Origin of the sequence: uncultured Chryseobacterium sp., from assembly GCF_936933875.1 — a bacterium.
In the GTDB taxonomy this organism is placed as follows: Bacteria; Bacteroidota; Bacteroidia; order Flavobacteriales; family Weeksellaceae; genus CAKZIK01.
Genome location: NZ_CAKZIK010000077.1, coordinates 23,888 through 41,290, shown reverse-complemented (window position 1 = coordinate 41,290; position 17,403 = coordinate 23,888). Strand labels below are relative to the sequence as shown.

General features: G+C 36.4%; 16 protein-coding genes. 13 read left to right on the top strand and 3 right to left on the bottom strand.

Annotation, left to right across the window (positions count from 1 at the left end; all coding sequences use genetic code 11):
• On the bottom strand, positions 1 to 841 hold an 841-nt coding region (locus tag Q0252_RS10880; protein ID WP_297986203.1), incomplete at its 3' end, for a branched-chain amino acid transaminase.
• Between the two features lie 450 nt (positions 842 to 1,291).
• On the opposite strand from Q0252_RS10880, the gene Q0252_RS10875 reads away from it, so the two are divergent.
• From Q0252_RS10875 to rlmN, 7 genes are all read left to right on the top strand, one after another.
• The gene (locus Q0252_RS10875) at positions 1,292 to 1,642 is read left to right on the top strand and encodes a phage holin family protein (protein ID WP_297986202.1); all 351 of its coding nucleotides are present in this window, start codon (positions 1,292 to 1,294) and stop codon (positions 1,640 to 1,642) included.
• The gene (locus Q0252_RS10870; RefSeq protein ID WP_297986201.1) at positions 1,642 to 2,040 is read left to right on the top strand and encodes a hypothetical protein; all 399 of its coding nucleotides are present in this window, start codon (positions 1,642 to 1,644) and stop codon (positions 2,038 to 2,040) included. Before Q0252_RS10875 ends, Q0252_RS10870 begins: the two co-directional genes overlap by 1 nt.
• An 87-nt stretch (positions 2,041 to 2,127) precedes the next feature.
• Positions 2,128 to 4,122 carry a S9 family peptidase gene (locus Q0252_RS10865; RefSeq protein ID WP_297986200.1) on the top strand — a complete coding sequence of 665 codons (1,995 nt, stop codon included), beginning with the start codon at positions 2,128 to 2,130 and terminating at the stop codon, positions 4,120 to 4,122.
• Positions 4,123 to 4,249: 127 nt separating this feature from the next.
• Positions 4,250 to 4,741 carry a DNA-deoxyinosine glycosylase gene (locus Q0252_RS10860; protein ID WP_297986199.1) on the top strand — a complete coding sequence of 164 codons (492 nt, stop codon included), beginning with the start codon at positions 4,250 to 4,252 and terminating at the stop codon, positions 4,739 to 4,741.
• A 404-nt stretch (positions 4,742 to 5,145) separates the two neighbouring features.
• Entirely contained in the window at positions 5,146 to 5,352 is a 207-nt protein-coding gene (locus Q0252_RS10855) for a hypothetical protein (RefSeq protein WP_297986198.1), read from the top strand.
• 107 nt (positions 5,353 to 5,459) lie between these two features.
• Positions 5,460 to 6,509, top strand: a complete 1,050-nt coding sequence (queA, locus tag Q0252_RS10850; RefSeq protein ID WP_297986197.1) for a tRNA preQ1(34) S-adenosylmethionine ribosyltransferase-isomerase QueA — start codon at positions 5,460 to 5,462, stop codon at positions 6,507 to 6,509.
• Positions 6,510 to 6,601: 92 nt separating this feature from the next.
• Positions 6,602 to 7,636, top strand: a complete 1,035-nt coding sequence (gene rlmN / locus Q0252_RS10845) for a 23S rRNA (adenine(2503)-C(2))-methyltransferase RlmN (protein ID WP_297986196.1) — start codon at positions 6,602 to 6,604, stop codon at positions 7,634 to 7,636.
• A gap of 13 nt (positions 7,637 to 7,649) precedes the next feature.
• On the opposite strand, the gene Q0252_RS10840 is transcribed toward rlmN, so the two are convergent.
• Both Q0252_RS10840 and Q0252_RS10835 read right to left on the bottom strand, forming a co-directional pair.
• Positions 7,650 to 8,279: a response regulator transcription factor gene (locus Q0252_RS10840; RefSeq protein ID WP_297986194.1), complete on the bottom strand. Its 630-nt coding sequence runs from the start codon at positions 8,277 to 8,279 to the stop codon at positions 7,650 to 7,652.
• A 76-nt stretch (positions 8,280 to 8,355) separates the two neighbouring features.
• Positions 8,356 to 10,221: a sensor histidine kinase gene (locus tag Q0252_RS10835; protein WP_297986191.1), complete on the bottom strand. Its 1,866-nt coding sequence runs from the start codon at positions 10,219 to 10,221 to the stop codon at positions 8,356 to 8,358.
• A 294-nt stretch (positions 10,222 to 10,515) separates the two neighbouring features.
• Between Q0252_RS10835 and Q0252_RS10830 the strand changes: the two genes are divergently transcribed.
• The 6 genes from Q0252_RS10830 to Q0252_RS10805 all read left to right on the top strand — a co-directional run bounded on the left by Q0252_RS10830 (position 10,516) and on the right by Q0252_RS10805 (position 17,266).
• The gene (locus tag Q0252_RS10830; protein ID WP_297986170.1) at positions 10,516 to 10,953 is read left to right on the top strand and encodes a hypothetical protein; all 438 of its coding nucleotides are present in this window, start codon (positions 10,516 to 10,518) and stop codon (positions 10,951 to 10,953) included.
• 33 nt (positions 10,954 to 10,986) lie between these two features.
• Positions 10,987 to 11,940 carry a hypothetical protein gene (locus tag Q0252_RS10825; RefSeq protein WP_297986168.1) on the top strand — a complete coding sequence of 318 codons (954 nt, stop codon included), beginning with the start codon at positions 10,987 to 10,989 and terminating at the stop codon, positions 11,938 to 11,940.
• A gap of 12 nt (positions 11,941 to 11,952) precedes the next feature.
• Positions 11,953 to 13,824 (top strand): hypothetical protein, encoded by a 1,872-nt coding sequence (locus Q0252_RS10820; protein WP_297986166.1) that lies wholly within the window; start codon positions 11,953 to 11,955, stop codon positions 13,822 to 13,824.
• Positions 13,825 to 13,835: 11 nt separating this feature from the next.
• The gene (locus Q0252_RS10815) at positions 13,836 to 15,116 is read left to right on the top strand and encodes a T9SS type A sorting domain-containing protein (protein ID WP_297986164.1); all 1,281 of its coding nucleotides are present in this window, start codon (positions 13,836 to 13,838) and stop codon (positions 15,114 to 15,116) included.
• Between the two features lie 11 nt (positions 15,117 to 15,127).
• A complete protein-coding gene (locus tag Q0252_RS10810; RefSeq protein ID WP_297986162.1) occupies positions 15,128 to 16,297 on the top strand; it encodes a hypothetical protein in 1,170 nt (389 codons plus the stop codon).
• 93 nt (positions 16,298 to 16,390) lie between these two features.
• Positions 16,391 to 17,266 (top strand): hypothetical protein, encoded by an 876-nt coding sequence (locus Q0252_RS10805; RefSeq protein ID WP_297986160.1) that lies wholly within the window; start codon positions 16,391 to 16,393, stop codon positions 17,264 to 17,266.
• Positions 17,267 to 17,403 lie beyond the last annotated feature (137 nt).

Sequence of the window (17,403 nt, the reverse complement as noted above, 5' to 3'; positions counted from 1 at the left end):
ATTCCTGCTGCAGCCTGTAACCCAAAGAGCTTTTCCATTCTAAAGGAAATTCATAATCATCCACCGATTTTATTCCCACAACTTCGGCAGCCGTTCCACAATAGAAAGCGCTGTCGGCCTCGCATAAATCTTTTGGCGTGAAGGTTCCTTCTGTTAATTTTATGTTCAGTTTTTCAGCAAGATCGATTACTGTAGCACGTGTAATTCCGGGAAGTATTTGTCCCAATTTTGGGGTAAAGAGTTCGCCGTTTTTTTCAAAAAATAAATTCGCTCCTGGACCTTCGGCGAGATTTCCTTCGCAGTCAAGCAGAAGCGCTTCATTAAAGCCTGCATCTTTCGCTTCCCTCGTTGCTAAAATGGAGTTCACGTAATGTCCGCAGACTTTGGCTTCGATGTGGATGGATTTTGGATGAGGACGGCAATACGATGATAATTTCAAGCGCAGAAGCTGTTCGCCGAGATAGGCACCCCAATCCCAGGCTGCAATCATAAAAGAAACGGAAGTCGGCGCAGTAAGGCTCATATTCGGACCGCAATGCACCAGCGGACGGATGTAGGCATCCTCCAGATTGTTTTTATCGAGAACGGCGCAGGTGAGTTCCACCATTTCTTCCACCGAATAATCAAATGGAATTTTCACCAGTTCGCAGGATTTTTTCAAACGTTCGTAATGTTCTTTGGCTTTGAAAATCTGAAGTCCGTTTTCAGTTTTGTAAGAACGGATTCCTTCAAAAACTCCATAACCGTAGTGCATTGTTTGGGTGTATAAATTTGTTAAGGCTTCGTTGGCTTTTACAAATTGACCGTCTGTAAAAAGGACAGTTTCGTTGTTGAAATACATATTTTTTGGTTTATTGATTTATTTTTTGAAATAAAAAAAGCCTTTCCCGAATGTGAGAAAGGCTTTAAGATGAACATAGCAGCATTCCTCACTAAGGCGAGTAAATAATAATGCTGATAATAATATTGTTGAAGTAATTCATTATATTCTGATGTTCTTTTAATAAAAAAGCTTTCCGGTTTGGGAAGCTTCAATATTTTGTTGTTTTATTTTTTACAAAATTATTCCTTCCCGAATGCTGTTGCACCGATAATAATGAAAGAAATAATAATTGTGTGGTTCATGTTGGTTTTGTATCACAGCAAAGATAGAAAAAAATATTTGGTGGGCAATTATTTATCTTTTTTTTGCCAACTCAATTCTTAAAATTACTGTATGAATTCGAGTTGAACCAAAAGATATTGATTAAATTCAAATAAATCCCTATTTTTGGGTAAATATTTTTAAACTATGAATTTAATTATCCGACTTCTCGTTACCGCAGTGGTAGCATTTGGGTTAACGTACGTGCTCTCGGGAGTACATTTCGACGGGTTTTCCACAGCCCTGGTCTTCGCCATCGTTTTGGGTGTTCTAAACCTCATTGTGACACCAATTTTAAAGCTTTTAGGTTTACCTTTAACCATTATTACGCTTGGGCTGTTCTCTTTGGTCATCAATGCTTTGGTAATTTTGCTCGCAGATTATTTTGTAGATGGTATGAACATCGACGGCTTTTGGTGGGCTTTAATTTTCAGTATTTTACTGTCTGTCATTACTTCGCTGCTGAACGGAATTTTCACTTCCAAGGACGATAAATAATGAGGCTGAAGGAACTTCAGACCATTCTCGACAGTCAGCCTTCGGTTTCCGGAAGTACTTTTTTGGTAGGAGCGCTGTACGTAGCGTCGTGGATTCTGTTTGTGGCTTTTTTGATTTTAGGAATTGGTCTTTTGTTGGAAAGTCTGTTTCACTTTAAGATATTTCTGGATTGGGTTTCCAGGCAGCTAAATGTTTTATTAAATGAAGACCAGCGCTGGAAAATCGCCACTAGTTTCGGATTGATTTCTGTGATGTTGAGTGCTGTTTTTCTGGGTGTTATCTTCCTTTGCCGTATGGTTTTAAACCGAAACAGATTCATTATTGAAATGGACGAATGGATTTATACCAACATCACCGAAGTGAAAAGAAAAGCAGCTTCAAAAAGTAAAAAATTATAGACGCTCCTTTGTTGGAGCGTTTTTTCTTTGATGATTTTTTAATTAAATTCGTCAAAATTTTTTGCGCTAAAAAATTCCCTATACCATATGAATTTGAAACATACCCTTATTGCACTTGCTGCTACCACTTTTATGAATGCACAAAATGTAATGACTCCCGAAACCCTTTGGACGCTAAATAAACTGGGCGTTACTGCGGTTTCTCCGGACAACTCAACCCTCCTGTACAGCGTTGGAAAAGTAGATTTGAAAACCGAAAAAACCAACCGAAAAAATTATTTCCTGAATGCTTTGAATGGAACTGCTTCAAGTGTAGATTTAGGCAAGAAATCTTTAATTCAGTGGGATAAAAATGGTTTGTACGCGCAGGAAGGCGATAAAATTTACCTTTCCAAAGATGCCGGAAAAACCTGGACAGAATTTTACACGATTGGAGAAGTTGATAACATTGTGATTTCTCCGGACGGTAAGAAAGTGGCTTTCAGCAAGCAGGTTTTAGTGGAGAAACTCATGGGGAAGGACAAATACGAAGATACCCCTAAAACGACCGCTCAAATTTATACCGATCTGAATCACCGCCACTGGGATTATTTTAATGAAGGAAAATACAACCACGTTTTTGTAGTAAATGCTTCGGAAAGTATTGATAAAGCTAAAGATTTATTGGAAGGCAAAACCTGGGATTCTCCGCAACGTCCTTTCGGAGGAGCTGAAGATTTCATTTGGAGTCCTGATTCCTCAAAACTATTGTACGTTACAAAACCTTTAAGTGGAGCTGAATACGCAAAATCTACCAACACCGATATTTTTGAATATGATTTAGCTTCCGGAACCGTAAAAAACCTTACCGAAAGCAATAAAGGTTATGATTTGGGAATGAAATTTTCTCCAGACGGAAAAACTTTGTCATGGCAATCCATGGAAAGAGACGGTTATGAAGCTGACAAGAATGATGTAAAAATCATGGACTGGAAAACCCAAAAAGTATCCAATCTTACCAAAAATTGGGACGAAAGCGTTACAGGAGATGTTTACTGGACACCGGATTCGAAAATGATGTACTTCACCACAGCTTACAGAGGAACAAAACAGCTGTTTTCTTTAAATCCGAAAACCGGAAAAGTTGCACAGGTGACGAAAGGCGATTTTGATGTGAATGAAATCTATGCGCAAAACAAAAACTCGCTTTTGGTAACAAGAAACGATATCAACCACAATCCGGATTTGTTTTCTGTTGATTTAAAAAAAGGAGCAATGAAGCAGGTTACGGATATCAACAAAGATAATTACGCCAAACTAACTCCCGGAAAATCGGAACTGAAAATGGTAAAAACCACCGACGGAAAAGAAATGGGAGTCTGGTTCCACTATCCGCCAAACTTCGACCCTAATAAAAAGTATCCAACACTGTTGTATTGTCAGGGTGGACCACAATCTGCTTTAACGCAATATTTCTCCACAAGATGGAATTTTGCTTTGATGGCTGCAAACGGCTATATCGTAGTAGCTCCCAACCGTCGCGGAATGCCGGGTTGGGGAACAAAATGGAACGAAGCTATTTCTAAAGATTGGGGAGGACAACCAATGAAAGATTACTTGTCGGCTGCAGATTACGCGAAAACTTTGCCGTATGTTGACGGAGACAGAATGGCGGCAGTTGGAGCAAGTTACGGCGGTTACAGTGTATTTATATTGGCCGGAATTCATCAGAACCGCTTTAAAACGTTCATTGCACACGACGGATTGTTTGACATGAAATCTTGGGCTTTAACAACAGAAGAATTGTGGTTTGCGAATTGGGATTTAGGTTCTCCATTTGATAAGCCACTTCCAAAAGCGTATACAGATTTTAATCCATCAAATTTTGTTGATCAGTGGAACAAGCCGATGATGATTATTCAGGGTGGAATAGATTACCGTGTTCCTTACGAACAGGGTCAGGAAGCTTTCCAGGCTGCAAAACTAAAAGGTTTGAAAACAAAATTCCTTTACTTCCCGAACGAAAATCACTGGGTTCTTCATCCACAAAACGGCTTGGTTTGGCAAAGAGAATTTTTTGAATGGTTGAAAGAAACACTTTAGTCCAGTTCATCCACATCAGCTATAAAGCGGGTTTCCCTCTTCCAGAGGGGTGTCTAAATCGGAGATTTAGACGGGGTGTTCAAAAAAATAAATTTAAATTTCGGTAGATTTTTCTATCGCATTTTTTATGTCCGAACGTATTTCTTCCTTTCCACCTATCGCAGACAAAAATTCAAAAATTCTCATTTTGGGTTCCATTCCCGGTGCGAAATCTCTGCAAATGCAGCAATATTATGCCCATCCTCAAAATAAATTCTGGAAGATTATTTGTGAAATTTTAGGAGAAGAATTCACTACAGATTATGCTGAAAGAATTTCAATGCTGAAAAAACACAACATCGCATTGTGGGATGTCATTGATTCGTGCGAAAGAAAAGGCAGTTTAGATTCTGATATCAAGAATGAAGAAGCCAATCAAATTTCAAAATTATTGGTAGAATATCGGAACATTCAGGCTATTTTCTGCAACGGACAAAAGTCTTTCAAAAATTTGCAGAAACTTTTGGGTAAAGATTTTCGTGTTCCAGTCATTGCTTTGCCTTCTACAAGTCCGGCTCACGCAAGTTTAAAGTATGAAGAAAAAGCATTATCTTGGAGAAAGATTTTAGATTTTTTATGAAAAAATTAATACCCTTTCTTTTTCTTTTTCTTTTTTGCAGTGTTCTTATTTTCTCACAAAAAACCTATGAGTTTAATTTCCTCACAAAAATTCAAAACATCATTAATAGATCATCAAAAATCATCCCGCACAACAGAGGCAATAACATATTTCGACATTGATAATTTTTCATATTTTTTGAAGGTTAGCAAAGCTAATAATCAGTATTATGCAAAAATTATAGATTTTGAAAATAACTTGTTCCATTCTTTTAAAGTAATCGAACACAAAAAGGGCAGCAAAATTTAAGCAAGAACGTTTGGTCAAATTTTACTGAAATTACAACTGATGGAAAGGAAAAACATACTTTGTTACAAATATTCCAAAATAAAAAATCAAAAAAATCGCTTGACTTTCAACTTACATTGCAAACATCCAATGTTCCATTGTTTTCGATTTTTAAATTATCTTTTCTGCACCCGTTCGAAGGGGTAAAAGGTATTGATATGAAAGAAAACTTTATAGTTACCAAAGCAGTGCGTGATGATGGTTGTTTTTATACTTTAGTGGAGTACAAAAATGTAGATTTTGTAGTAACAGTTCCTAAAGTATTAAATTACAGTAAGTTTTAAATTTTCTTAAAAGCTTGATTTTCGGTTTTTATCATCGTATCTTTGCAGTCCGAAAATTTTAATGTTTTCGGACTTAATTTTTTAATTCAATAAAATCCGTAAATTTTATGAAAACATCTGATTTCAATTTCCATTTGCCGGAAGAACTTTTGGCAGAACATCCAGCTGAACACAGAGACGACGCTAAACTGATGGTTTTGAACCGTAAAGACCAAACCATTGAACATAAACTTTTCAAAGACGTGGTTGATTATTTTGACGAACACGATCTTTTTATCTTCAACAATACCAAAGTTTTCCCGGCAAGATTATACGGAAACAAAGAAAAAACCGGTGCTAAAATTGAAGTTTTCCTTTTAAGAGAACTCGATAAAGAAACCAGAGTTTGGGATGTTTTGGTAGATCCTGCAAGAAAAATCAGAATCGGAAATAAATTATTCTTCACCGAAGACGAATCTTTGGTTGCTGAAGTGATTGACAATACGACTTCAAGAGGTAGAACCTTGCGATTTTTGTACGACGGTTCTTACGAAGAATTCCGTGCAAAATTGAAAGAATTGGGTGAAACTCCACTTCCAAAATATATTAAAAGAGCGGTAGAACCAGCCGATGCAGACCGTTATCAAACGATTTACGCAAAACACGAAGGTGCGGTTGCAGCTCCAACTGCAGGTCTTCACTTCTCCAAACATTTGATGAAAAGATTGGAAATCAAGGGAATCGATTTCGCGGAAGTGACGCTGCATGTTGGTTTGGGAACTTTCAACCCAATTGAAGTAGAAGATTTGAGCAAACACAAAATGGAATCGGAAGAAGCTATCATCGACCAAAAAAATGCAGACATCATCAACAAAGCAGTTGAAGAACAAAGAAGAGTTTGCGCCGTTGGAACTACAACGATGAGAGCTTTGGAAACTTCGGTTTCATCCAACAGAAAAATTAGTCCTTATCACGGTTGGACCAATAAATTTATTTTCCCGCCACACGATTTCGGAGTTGCAAACGCGATGATTACCAATTTCCACACGCCAAAATCTACTTTATTGATGATGATTGCGGCGTTTGCAGGAAAAGATTTCGTGATGCACGCTTATGAAGAAGCTATTAAGAATGAATACAAATTCTATTCTTACGGAGACGCAATGCTGATTCTGTAAGACAAAAGTAATTTTAAAATATTTCTCGCAGATTTTGCTGATGACGCAGAAAGAGAAATCTGCTGAATTTGCTAAATCTGCGAGACTTTTTTATGAAGGATATACGTACATTAAGTTTAGAACAGCTTAAAGATTATTTTGCAACAATTGGTGAAAAACCTTTCCGCGCGAAACAGGTTTACGACTGGCTTTGGAGCAAAAACCTCCATTCCATTGATGAAATGACCAATCTTTCTAAAGATTTACGGGAAAAAATTTCGCAAGAATATATCATCAATCCAATCTCGGTTGACCAACTGCAAAAATCTACAGACGGAACAATTAAAAACGGGGTGAAACTTCACGACGGACTTTTAGTAGAATCTGTCTTAATTCCAACAGAAACTCGTACTACAGCTTGTGTTTCTTCGCAGGTCGGCTGTTCTCTGAATTGTGAATTCTGCGCAACTGCACGTTTGAAAAGAATGCGAAATCTGGAAGTTGCAGAAATTGTGGACCAGGTTGCCTTAATTGACCGACAAAGCAAACTATATTTCGATCGACCTCTTTCAAATATTGTGTTCATGGGAATGGGAGAACCAATGATGAACTACAAAAACGTGGTTGAAGCCATCCGAAAAATAACAAAACCGGAAGGTTTGGGAATGTCACCTCGAAGAATTACCGTTTCCACATCGGGAATTCCGAAGATGATTAAAATGTTGGCGGATGAAGATTTGAAGGTGAAATTGGCGCTTTCTCTTCACACCGCAATCGAAGAAAAACGAAACGAAATCATGCCTTTTTCAGAGAAATTTCGACTAACCGAAATCATGGATTCCCTAAAATATTGGTATGAAAAAACAGGAAATGTCGTCACTTTCGAATACTGTGTATGGGGCGGAATTAATGACAAAGATGAAGACATCAAAGCATTAATCAAGTATTGCAGACAAGTTCCAAGCAAAGTAAACCTCATTCAATATAATCCAATTGGTGAAGGAAAATTCGATCATAGAAGCATTGCAGCGGAAGAAAAATATGTTCGTGACCTTACAAAAGCCGGAATTACCGTTATGGTTCGCAGAAGTAGAGGCGGAGATATTGATGCAGCTTGCGGACAGTTGGCGAATAAATCGGGCGAATAATCAAATTTTTTTTTCATAGTAAACCATTTGTCGCTGCAATTTTTATCAGCGAAGCCGTATTGTTCGTATTAAATTTCGATAACAAATTTTTTCGGTGCGTTTCTACGGTGTATAAACTGATGAACAGTTTTTCGGCAATTTGAGGATTGGTGAAGCCTTCGGAAATTAAGGTTAGAATTTCCTTTTCGCGGCTAGTTAAAGTGGGTTGGTTTTTCAATTCTTTTTGTTCGGAAGTACTCATTCCTGCATCGGAACTCAAGTGCATTTTCCCGTCTAAAACGGATGAAATCGCCGTTTCAATTTCTTCTTTCGATGCAGATTTTACCAAAAAACCATCGGCTCCATTTTGAATCATCTGTGCAATGTAACTTCTTTCGTTGAAGGTGCTCATACCGATAATTTTGAGATTTGGAAATTCTTTTTTCAGTTTTGAAGTCAGTTCCACGCCGCTAATTTCCGGCATATTGATGTCCGTAATCACCAAATCGGGTTGGTTTTCTTTCACTTTTTCCATGGCTTCGTAAGCGTTGGAAGCGGTTGCGCACAATTCCACGTAACGGATTTGGTTTAGCATCGCTTTCATGCCTTCAATGACCATCGGATGATCGTCTACCACAATGATTTTTATTTTATCCAAATTCATGTTTTTTGAAAATGCGCTTAAAATTTTGGCTAAAGCCGAACGAAATCTGATTTCTTAAGCGGGCTAAAGCCCGCCACTATTCATTAATATACCCATTTTGATTCAAATCACATTCGATGTATACGGAAGTTCCCTTTCCTATTACGGATTGGATGTCCATTTTTCCGTTCAAGTAATTTACTCTGGATTGGATGTTTTGCAAGCCAGCGGAATTTTTGGTTTTCATTTCATCAAAGTTAAATCCTTTTCCGTTGTCTTCCACCGTAATATTCAAATGTTCTTGATCGTGTCGCATCACTTGAACCAAAATTTTTGTCGCTTCAGAATGTTTAACCGCATTATTGATGAGTTCCTGAACGACTCTATAAACGACAATTTCTACCGAATTTTCCAAACGGTTTTCAAGTCCGAAAAATTCGCAATCAATCGTGAAATTTTGCCCTTGCGAAAGTCCGTTGCTGTAATCGGTTAATGCTTGTTGAAGCCCAAATTTCAGCAAAGTTTCCGGCATCATGTTGTGCGCAACGCGGCGCATTTCGGAGATAGATTCGTCCAATTTATTTAAAGCACGGTTGAATGCATTTCCGTTTTCTTCGGTTAAAATGAGATTTCCTTTCATGGCTCCTAATTGTAGTTTAACGCCGCTCAACAATCCGCCCAAACCGTCGTGCAAATCTTTTGAAATGCGGGTTCGTTCTTCTTCCTGTCCTTTCAAAAGTGATTGTGTGGCTAAAAGTTGTTTTTCGGTTTCGAGTTTGGTGATTTTTTGTTCCTGGATTTTTTTTCGATGATTGTAATTTCTGTATCCTAAAATGGCAATGGTTAAAAGTGCAACCAAACCTCCAATCAAAAGCCAGTTCAACAGATTTTTCCGGTTAATTTTTTCTTCTTGAAGTTGGAGTTTTGTGTTTTTTTTATCGAGTTCAAATCTTTTTTCGGTGTTAATAGTGGCGTTAATAATTTGGTCATTCAAGATGCTGTCTCGCAGATTTTTGGATTGTATTTCGTATTCTCCGGCTTTATCAATATCTCTCGAAACATAAGCCAAAGCTGTCATTTGATTAAGGTTGGAAACTTTTTCTTCCCTCAAATTATTTTTCTGTGAAATTTCTAATGCTTTTTCTGCAAATTCTTGGGATTTTTCAAAATCACCTTTCTCCATATAATAATAGGAAAGTCCTCTTAAAGCCACCGATTCCACATCCGAAAGTTGGTTTTTTCGCGCATATTGTAATGCCGTTTCATGATGTTTCTTTGCCGTTTCAAACCGTTTTTTCCAAAGATAAACATCGCCTAAATTGAGATTAACGGTTGCCAACAGAACTTCATCGTTTATTTTTTTTGCAATTTGTTCGGCTTGTTGGTGATAAATAAGCGAAGAATCTTTTTGGTTAGAATCGCCGTAAACCCTTCCCAAATTCGATAATGAATAAGCATACAATTGCGGCTGATCTAATTTTTGGAATTGCTGAACCGCTAATTTTCCGTGTTTTTTTGCTTTTTTGAAATTCTTCATTGACGTGTATAAAACGTTCAAAATATCATTGGCTTGTGCTTTCAATAATTCATTATCTAATTTTTCAAATAAAGCCAGCCCTTTCTGATAATTTTCTACTGCAGACTGGTAATCTGTTAGATATTGATAAGAAGTTCCCGTGTTGAAATACGCTTTAGCAAGATATTCATCAGATTTTAATTTTTTGGCTTCTTCAATTCCTCTCAAATTCCAATAAAGGGAAGAGTCCAATTTTCCCTGCATATTAAGGGAAAACGTATAATTGCTGATGAATTTAAATTCCGATAAAGAATATTTGATTTTTTTTCCCAGTTTTCGAGCTTGTCGGTAATACGATTTCGATTTTTCTAAATCGGTGGTTTCAAAGTTTAGTCCGACTTCATAAAGCAATAAAATCTTCTTTTCATCTTCTTTCGCTGTTTTCAAAACACGCAACAAACTGTCTGTTTTAGAAGAATTTTGCGCATTTAACTTCAGAAAAAAAACAAGAAATAAAATGGATATTAAAAGGTATTTGAACTTCATGGTCGGTTTTCGTTTACACAAATATCCGATTTTTCTTGCTGGATTTTATCACTTGTTCGGTGTATTTTTTTGATGAAAAATTTACCCTTTCTGTTGGATTGTTTCTCCTTTGTTTTAATTAGAATTTTGGCTTGTTGAAAAACAATAACCATGAAAACTCTTTCTAAAAATCAAATCATTTAAAAATATAATATCATGAAAACTTTAAAAATTTTAATGCTGCTTTTAGTAACGGTTTCTGCAAATTTATTTGCACAACGTACGATCCAATTTGGAAAATTTACCGATAAAGACGGTTATCCCGTGAAAGGAACTTCTTTTGAAAGAGGTTTTGAAAAACAAATTATTGTGAATTCTTATTTAGTGAGTAACGGAAATTCTGTAACCATTACAATTCCCAATTCTCCGGCGGTGAATGCTTTTCAATCTATTGTAAATTCAAAATTTGCTTTGCAAAATGGAGAAATTGCTGTTGTTCAAATCCAAGCCGAGCGAAAAGTCGTTTCACAAAAAATCCAAATGACGGCAATTAAAGTGATGTCCGTTCAATTGGGCGACGAAATTGCAACCATCGTTTTGGAACCTGCTACGTTGGACAATGGTTATATGGGAATGAACGGAAATACACGATAAATCGATTTTATTTTAACTCAAAAATCTAAAAAAATGAAAACCTATAAAACAATTTTAATCGGTGCAGTTGCATTCACGCTAATGTCTTTCACCATCATCAATGACGTGATTTCACAACTTGGATTATCCCAAAAGTTTGCGCAAGAACATATTTTGAAAAATTTAATCGGAGATTTTAGAAATCAACCAATTGATGAAGAATCGTACAAGGACGACGGAAGCGTAAGATTTCAATTGAAATCGTTCAAACTTCCGAAAATGTCGAATTTAACTTCCATTGATAAAAAAACGGTAACGCAAGAACTCTGTCAATACGTGAAAAATTATGTGAACAGTCAGGAATTTATCGTCGAATATGAAAAATTGAGGGAACGTGCAAAACCAACAAGCGAACCGTATCGAATGTCCGCAAGCGAAATCCAACAAATGGAACAAGCCATTGTTGAAGCCGAAAAAGCGATGAAACAAGCTGCAGCTTACATGACCGCAGAACAAAAAGCGGAAGCCAAAAAATCCATGGATTTACAGAAAAAGGAAATCCAAAACATGAAAGATCCAACTCCAAACAAAACCAATTGGGAGAAAATGTATCCTGAAAATCCTGAAACGATGGTTAAAAACCGCTTGAACGAATATTTGAATCTAGTTTCAACGGTTGATTTCAACGCACAACTGACCTCTTCAGGAAAATACAAAAAATTCACAAAACCCGAATATGAAAGTAAATCACTAAAATGGAAAGCCATTTACAGAGCCGGGAAAGACGCCAATTCCGTTGCCACTACTTTTGCAAAAGAATGGTTGAAAGGCGACATCATTTCCGATCAAAAAGTGAGTTTGAATGCATCAAAAAATGAAAATTATAGTTCAAATTCTGCTCAAAATTCAGATGAAAATTCTTCCACAAAGGAAAAAACTACGGTTGAAAAACTTAAGGAAAAGAAGAACAATGTTCTAGGAAAAATGAAAGGAAAACTAGGACTTTAAAAAATTGAAATCATGAAAAATGTAGTCTTTTTCTCGCTATTTGTATTAGCAAATTTTTTGGGTACGAATTCTTTTTATTCGCAAAATGCACACACCATATTTTCCTTAAAAGTTGTTGGAATTGAGACTGGAGAATGGTTCACATTTAAAGACAATCTCGGTCGGGAAACCAGTGTTAATCACTCAACAACTACAAATTTAGGAGGATTTGTACAAGGTTCTCAGTACAAAATTTTTCAAAAAAATGGTTCTCGAAATTGTAAATTGATTTATAACGAAGGAACGGTTACAAATACGCCAATTATCGTCGTTGCGAATTGCTCAAGAGAAGCTCCAATTCCAATTACGATTTTTTCTCTGAAAACCACAGGAATTGAAGTCGGAGAATGGTTCACATTTAAAGATAATTTGGGGCGTGAAACCAGTGTTAATCACTCAACCACTTCAAATTTGGGCGGGTTTACTCAAGGTTCGCAATACAATATCACACAAACAAAAGGCTCAAGAAACTGTAAATTAAGTTTGAATGAAGGAACGGTTACTTCCAATGTTGTTACCGTTCTTGCGGACTGTTCAAAAACTTCTGTAACGCCTTCCAATCCTTCTAATCCAACAACGAATAACAATGAAGCCAATCCCACAATTCCGAAAAATAAAATCGATTTGGTTACTAGAAATTCTGAAAACACCATCACCAATACTTTTGTGGAAAGCAGTTCGCCAAGTATCGGTGGAAAAGGTGAAGATGAGGGAAGATTTGTCGCGTTGATGATGTTCGGAAAAGGAATTGACGGCAGCGATGGAAAGTTCCGCCAAATTTATTGGAGAGACCGAAAAACAGGAGAAACCAAGCTTATCAGTAAAGCCAATAATGGTGAACAAGGCAACAAGGACAGCTTTGCACCGTCGATTTCTGCGGATGGAAATTCCATAGTTTTTGAATCTTATGCAACCAATTTTTCAGAAAATGACAACAACCGGACTCGGGATATTTTTTTGTGGAAAAAGTCTTCTGGAACAGTAAGTTTAATTAGTAAATCCAGTCAAAATATTCCTTCCAATGGCGAAAGTTTTGAACCTGCAATTTCCGGTGACGGAAAAACGGTGGCTTTTACGTCTTATGCAAGTGATATTACGGATTTGGGAAGTGGTTTTAATACACCAAATGTTTTTGTACATCAAATTTCATCGGGTTCTACAGATTTTATCACCAAAGATTTTGAAAACGGAAAAGCTTCCGGAGGTTCTGCGCCGTCCATTTCTGAAAATGGAAAATCCATTGCATTTTATTCTAACAATCATCGTTTGGTGGAAAATGACACCAACAAATTGTGGGATATTTTTCTTTGGAAAAACGGAAATGTGAAAAGAATTTCGGTTCCCAACTCGGGAATGGAAAGAAACCAAGGCAACGAAAGTACGAGTCGGGTTGTATATCCATCGATTTCAGGGGATGGAGAAAAAGTGGTTTTTGCGACAACTTCCTCCACTTTAGTAGAAAATGACACCAATACTTTTCAGGATATTTTCCTTTACGATGTTCAGAATTCGAGTTTAAAAAGAATTTCAACACTTGAAAATAATACTGAATCCAATGGCGACAGTCCGATTTTACAAGGCGGAAAAGTAGGAATTTCCTTTGATGGAAAATGGATTTCTTACAACACCAATGCTTCCAACTTGGGCGTTTCCAAAGGAAATGTCATCGTTCAAAATACTGAAAACAAGAAAATTTTTACCATAACAAACACTTCTGGAATTGGTACAGGAAATCCTGTAATTTCAAGAAAAGGAAATTTCGTGGCTGTTCCCGCAAATAAACCTTTAGATTCTCGATTTTCTTCCTCCGGAATTTTCACCATTTACACCAATATTAATCCTTAAAAAACAATATCATGAAAACAATTTTATCAATATCTATTGCAGTATGCGTTCAAATAAATTTTTGTGCACAAACCGTTTCAACTTTTGCAGGAAACGGTGGTTACGGTGCTACAAATGGATCTGTTACAACGGCTACGTTCAGAAATCCAGTGGGAGTAGCGGTAGCATCTAATGGCGATGTTTATGTTGCCGATAATACTAACCATAGAATAAGAAAAATTTCTGGAGGAATAGTTACTACATTTGCAGGAAATGATGTCGCGGGAAGTAACGACGGACCAGCGGTATCTTCAACATTTAATTATCCGACCGATTTGGCGTTTGACAGCAACGGAAATCTTATTGTAGCGGATCGCGAAAACAATAAAATCCGAAAAATTGCTCCGGACGGAACGGTGAGTACCCTTGCAGGAACTGGAGCGATTGGAAGTGCGGACGGAAATGCAAGTACCGCAACGTTTTATCAACCTTACGGTATTGCAATAGATGCAAATGACAATATTTTTATCGCAGATTCCGCAAACAACAAAATCCGTAAAATCTCGAATACCGGAGTTGTAAGTACTTTCGCAGGAACTGGTTTTTCTGGTCTTGCAAACGGCGCTGGAAACGTGGCTGCGTTTAGTGCACCCGTAAAAATTGCTTTTGATACTGCAGGAAATTTGTATGTAACAGATTATAACAATAATAAAATCCGTAAAATTACTCCTGCTGCGGTTGTAAGTACGTTTGCTGGTGCAACGCAAGGATTTTTGGATGGTCCTTCTACAACCGCAAAGTTTGATCAACCAGTAGGAATTTGTGTTGATACCAGCGGAAATGTGTATGTTTCTGATGCCGGAAACAGCAAAATAAGAAAAATTACCCAGGCTGGAATGGTTTCTACAATTGCAGGAACAACGCAAGGATTTTTGGATGGCCATGCAAGTGTAGCCAAATTTTACAGACCTTATGATATTGAATTCGACAACAATGGAAATTTTTTAATTGCTGATAATCTCAATCAGCGAATTCGTGGAATGGGTACAAGTTCGCTATCAACAGCAAATGTTCTAGCAAATTCTTCGGTTAAAATTTATCCAAATCCTTTCACCGACGAAGTAAATATCAGTATAGAAAATTCCGAAAAAGCCGAACTGGAAATTTTGGATATGAACGGAAAACTCGTTTCCAAAAAATCGTTGAACGAAAAGAAAAATGTGGTCAACACTTCGGGATTGAACTCAGGATTATATCTGTTCAAAATCAATAATTCAGGGAAAATATCGATTATAAAAGGAATTAAAAAATAAAACATCATCCTATGAAAACTTTATTTATACTTGTGCTTTCAATAATTTCAAATCTGTTTTGTTCGCAGGAAAAATTTGATATTGTCACCTTTCAACCGCCGAAAAATTGGGCGAAATCTTCAACTGATGAAACGTTAACCTTCAGTAAAGACGATACAAACGGAAACTTTTGTGTGATGACTTTATACAAATCCATTGAAGCCGGAAATGACGCTAAAAAAAACTTCGATATTTCATGGAAATCCTTGGTTCAAGAGATTTTGAAAACTTCAAACCCTATCATGCAGCCTTCAGCAAACCACAATGGTTGGGAAACGCAAATTGGTTCTGCTCCGTTCAATAAAGACGGTTTACAAGGTGCTGCAATATTAATGACCAGTTCCAAAAATTCAAAAATGATGAATATTCTAATCCTCACCAACACTGAAAATTTTCAAAAAGAAATGGAAACTTTTTTGGAATCGGTGACTTTTATGAAAATGGAAAATTCAAATTCAAAACCAAATTTATCCAATGTAAATTCAATGAAAAAATCTACAGAAAAACCTATTTTATGGGCAAATATGAAATACATGCCGAAAGATTTTTATGATGTAACCGCCGGAACAAAACCTATTACAGATTTTTATGTGGTGTATCCAAACGGAGATTATTTACCAAATGCGCCCTATGAAGGAATCATGAATTTGGATAAAACTTTTCAGTCAGAATCTTGGGGGAAATTGATAATGAGCGGAAATAAAGGAAAATTCAAAAATAATTACGATGAAATTGCAGTAACCCAAAAAACTGAAATTTACATGGAAAAAGATGGTTATACTCATGGTTTCCATAAGTGTTTATCCGTTGATGGTGCGAGATTGGAAGGGTTTTACACCCATGTTGCTCCAAACTGGGGAAAAGATCCAAAACTGAATTATTTGGACAATTCCGGCTGCCAATTTGTTATTGAATTTAAAAAAGACGGAACCTTTAATGATGAAGGAATTTTCTCCACCAATTTGAATAATTGCACTGGTGGAAAAGGAACCTATTCCATCGAAAATTATACAATTACTTTAAAATATGGTGACGGTCGTGTTGTACAACGATTATTTAGTGCTCCTCCTACCCGAAATATTTCTAATTACGATGAAACTGTTTTTGTAGGAGGTACTCCGTATTATAAAAAAGTGAAATAGTTAATCAATAAAAAATCATTAAAACGAAACCTTCAACTTTTGTTTGGTGGTTTTTTTGTTTTAAATTTCGTGAAAAATTTATCAGGATAAAAAATGAAAAAAATCCTTTTTCTTTTTTCTTTCTTATTTGCTCTGAACCTTTACGCTCAGCAAGACCTGAAATGGTTGAAAATTAAAAAATACAAAGTCGCCACGCTTTCAGATTCTTTGAAAGAAACTTCCGGACTTACTTTTTTCAGAGACAAATTATATACGATTAATGATGGCGGAAATTCCTCCGAAGTTTTTGAAATCGACAAATCTTCGGGAAAAATTCTTGATGTCATTAAAACAGATTTAAAAAACAAGGATTGGGAAGCCATTACAAGCGATTCCACAAATATTTATATTGGTGACTTCGGGAACAATGCAGGAACTAGGAAAGACTTGAAGATTTATAAAATCCCTTTTAAAGATTCTGTGAAAATTGATTCTATACAGGAGATACCATTTTTCTATCCTGAACAGAAAGATTTCGAACCAAAAAACATCAACAACGATTTCGACGCAGAAGCGATGATTTTCCTGAACGGAAAAATTCACCTTTTTACCAAAGAATGGATTTCAAAATCGGTAACACATTACACCGTAAATCCAAATGTTTTTGTGCAGCAGCCTGCCGAAAAAATTGAATCTTTTAAAACTGATTTTGTTGTTACCGATGCTTCTTATTTTGACAGAAAACTTTATTTAGTTGGATACACAAAAAATACCGAAGTTTTTCTTTCCATATTTGGTGAGACCGAACCTGGAATATTCTTTAATCAGAAACCGGTGAAATATTATATCGGAAGCTCGTTATCAGTTGGCCAAATTGAAGGAATTTCAGTAAATGAGGACGGAATTTATATTTCCGGGGAAGAATTCAAAAGCCCACTGGGCAAAGTAAAACAAAGCCTGTATTTTATCCCGCGAGAAAAACTTCGTTAGTAAACTGTATTGCATAACGTATCGAAACTACTTCAATCTAAATTGGTCTTTTTAAATTATATTTGTTAAAATTCTTAACATTATACTCTACGGTCTTTGAATTGGGAAATGTGTTTGAAATGAAATCAGGAAAGTCA

Coding starts and splice junctions, on each gene's coding strand:
- Q0252_RS10875 (WP_297986202.1), top strand. CDS start 1,292: ATGAATTTAATTATCCGACTTCTCGTTACCGCAGTGGTAGCATTTGGG.
- Q0252_RS10870 (WP_297986201.1), top strand. CDS start 1,642: ATGAGGCTGAAGGAACTTCAGACCATTCTCGACAGTCAGCCTTCGGTT.
- Q0252_RS10865 (WP_297986200.1), top strand. CDS start 2,128: ATGAATTTGAAACATACCCTTATTGCACTTGCTGCTACCACTTTTATG.
- Q0252_RS10860 (WP_297986199.1), top strand. CDS start 4,250: ATGTCCGAACGTATTTCTTCCTTTCCACCTATCGCAGACAAAAATTCA.
- queA (WP_297986197.1), top strand. CDS start 5,460: ATGAAAACATCTGATTTCAATTTCCATTTGCCGGAAGAACTTTTGGCA.
- rlmN (WP_297986196.1), top strand. CDS start 6,602: ATGAAGGATATACGTACATTAAGTTTAGAACAGCTTAAAGATTATTTT.
- Q0252_RS10840 (WP_297986194.1), bottom strand. CDS start 8,279: ATGAATTTGGATAAAATAAAAATCATTGTGGTAGACGATCATCCGATG.
- Q0252_RS10830 (WP_297986170.1), top strand. CDS start 10,516: ATGAAAACTTTAAAAATTTTAATGCTGCTTTTAGTAACGGTTTCTGCA.
- Q0252_RS10825 (WP_297986168.1), top strand. CDS start 10,987: ATGAAAACCTATAAAACAATTTTAATCGGTGCAGTTGCATTCACGCTA.
- Q0252_RS10820 (WP_297986166.1), top strand. CDS start 11,953: ATGAAAAATGTAGTCTTTTTCTCGCTATTTGTATTAGCAAATTTTTTG.
- Q0252_RS10815 (WP_297986164.1), top strand. CDS start 13,836: ATGAAAACAATTTTATCAATATCTATTGCAGTATGCGTTCAAATAAAT.
- Q0252_RS10810 (WP_297986162.1), top strand. CDS start 15,128: ATGAAAACTTTATTTATACTTGTGCTTTCAATAATTTCAAATCTGTTT.
- Q0252_RS10805 (WP_297986160.1), top strand. CDS start 16,391: ATGAAAAAAATCCTTTTTCTTTTTTCTTTCTTATTTGCTCTGAACCTT.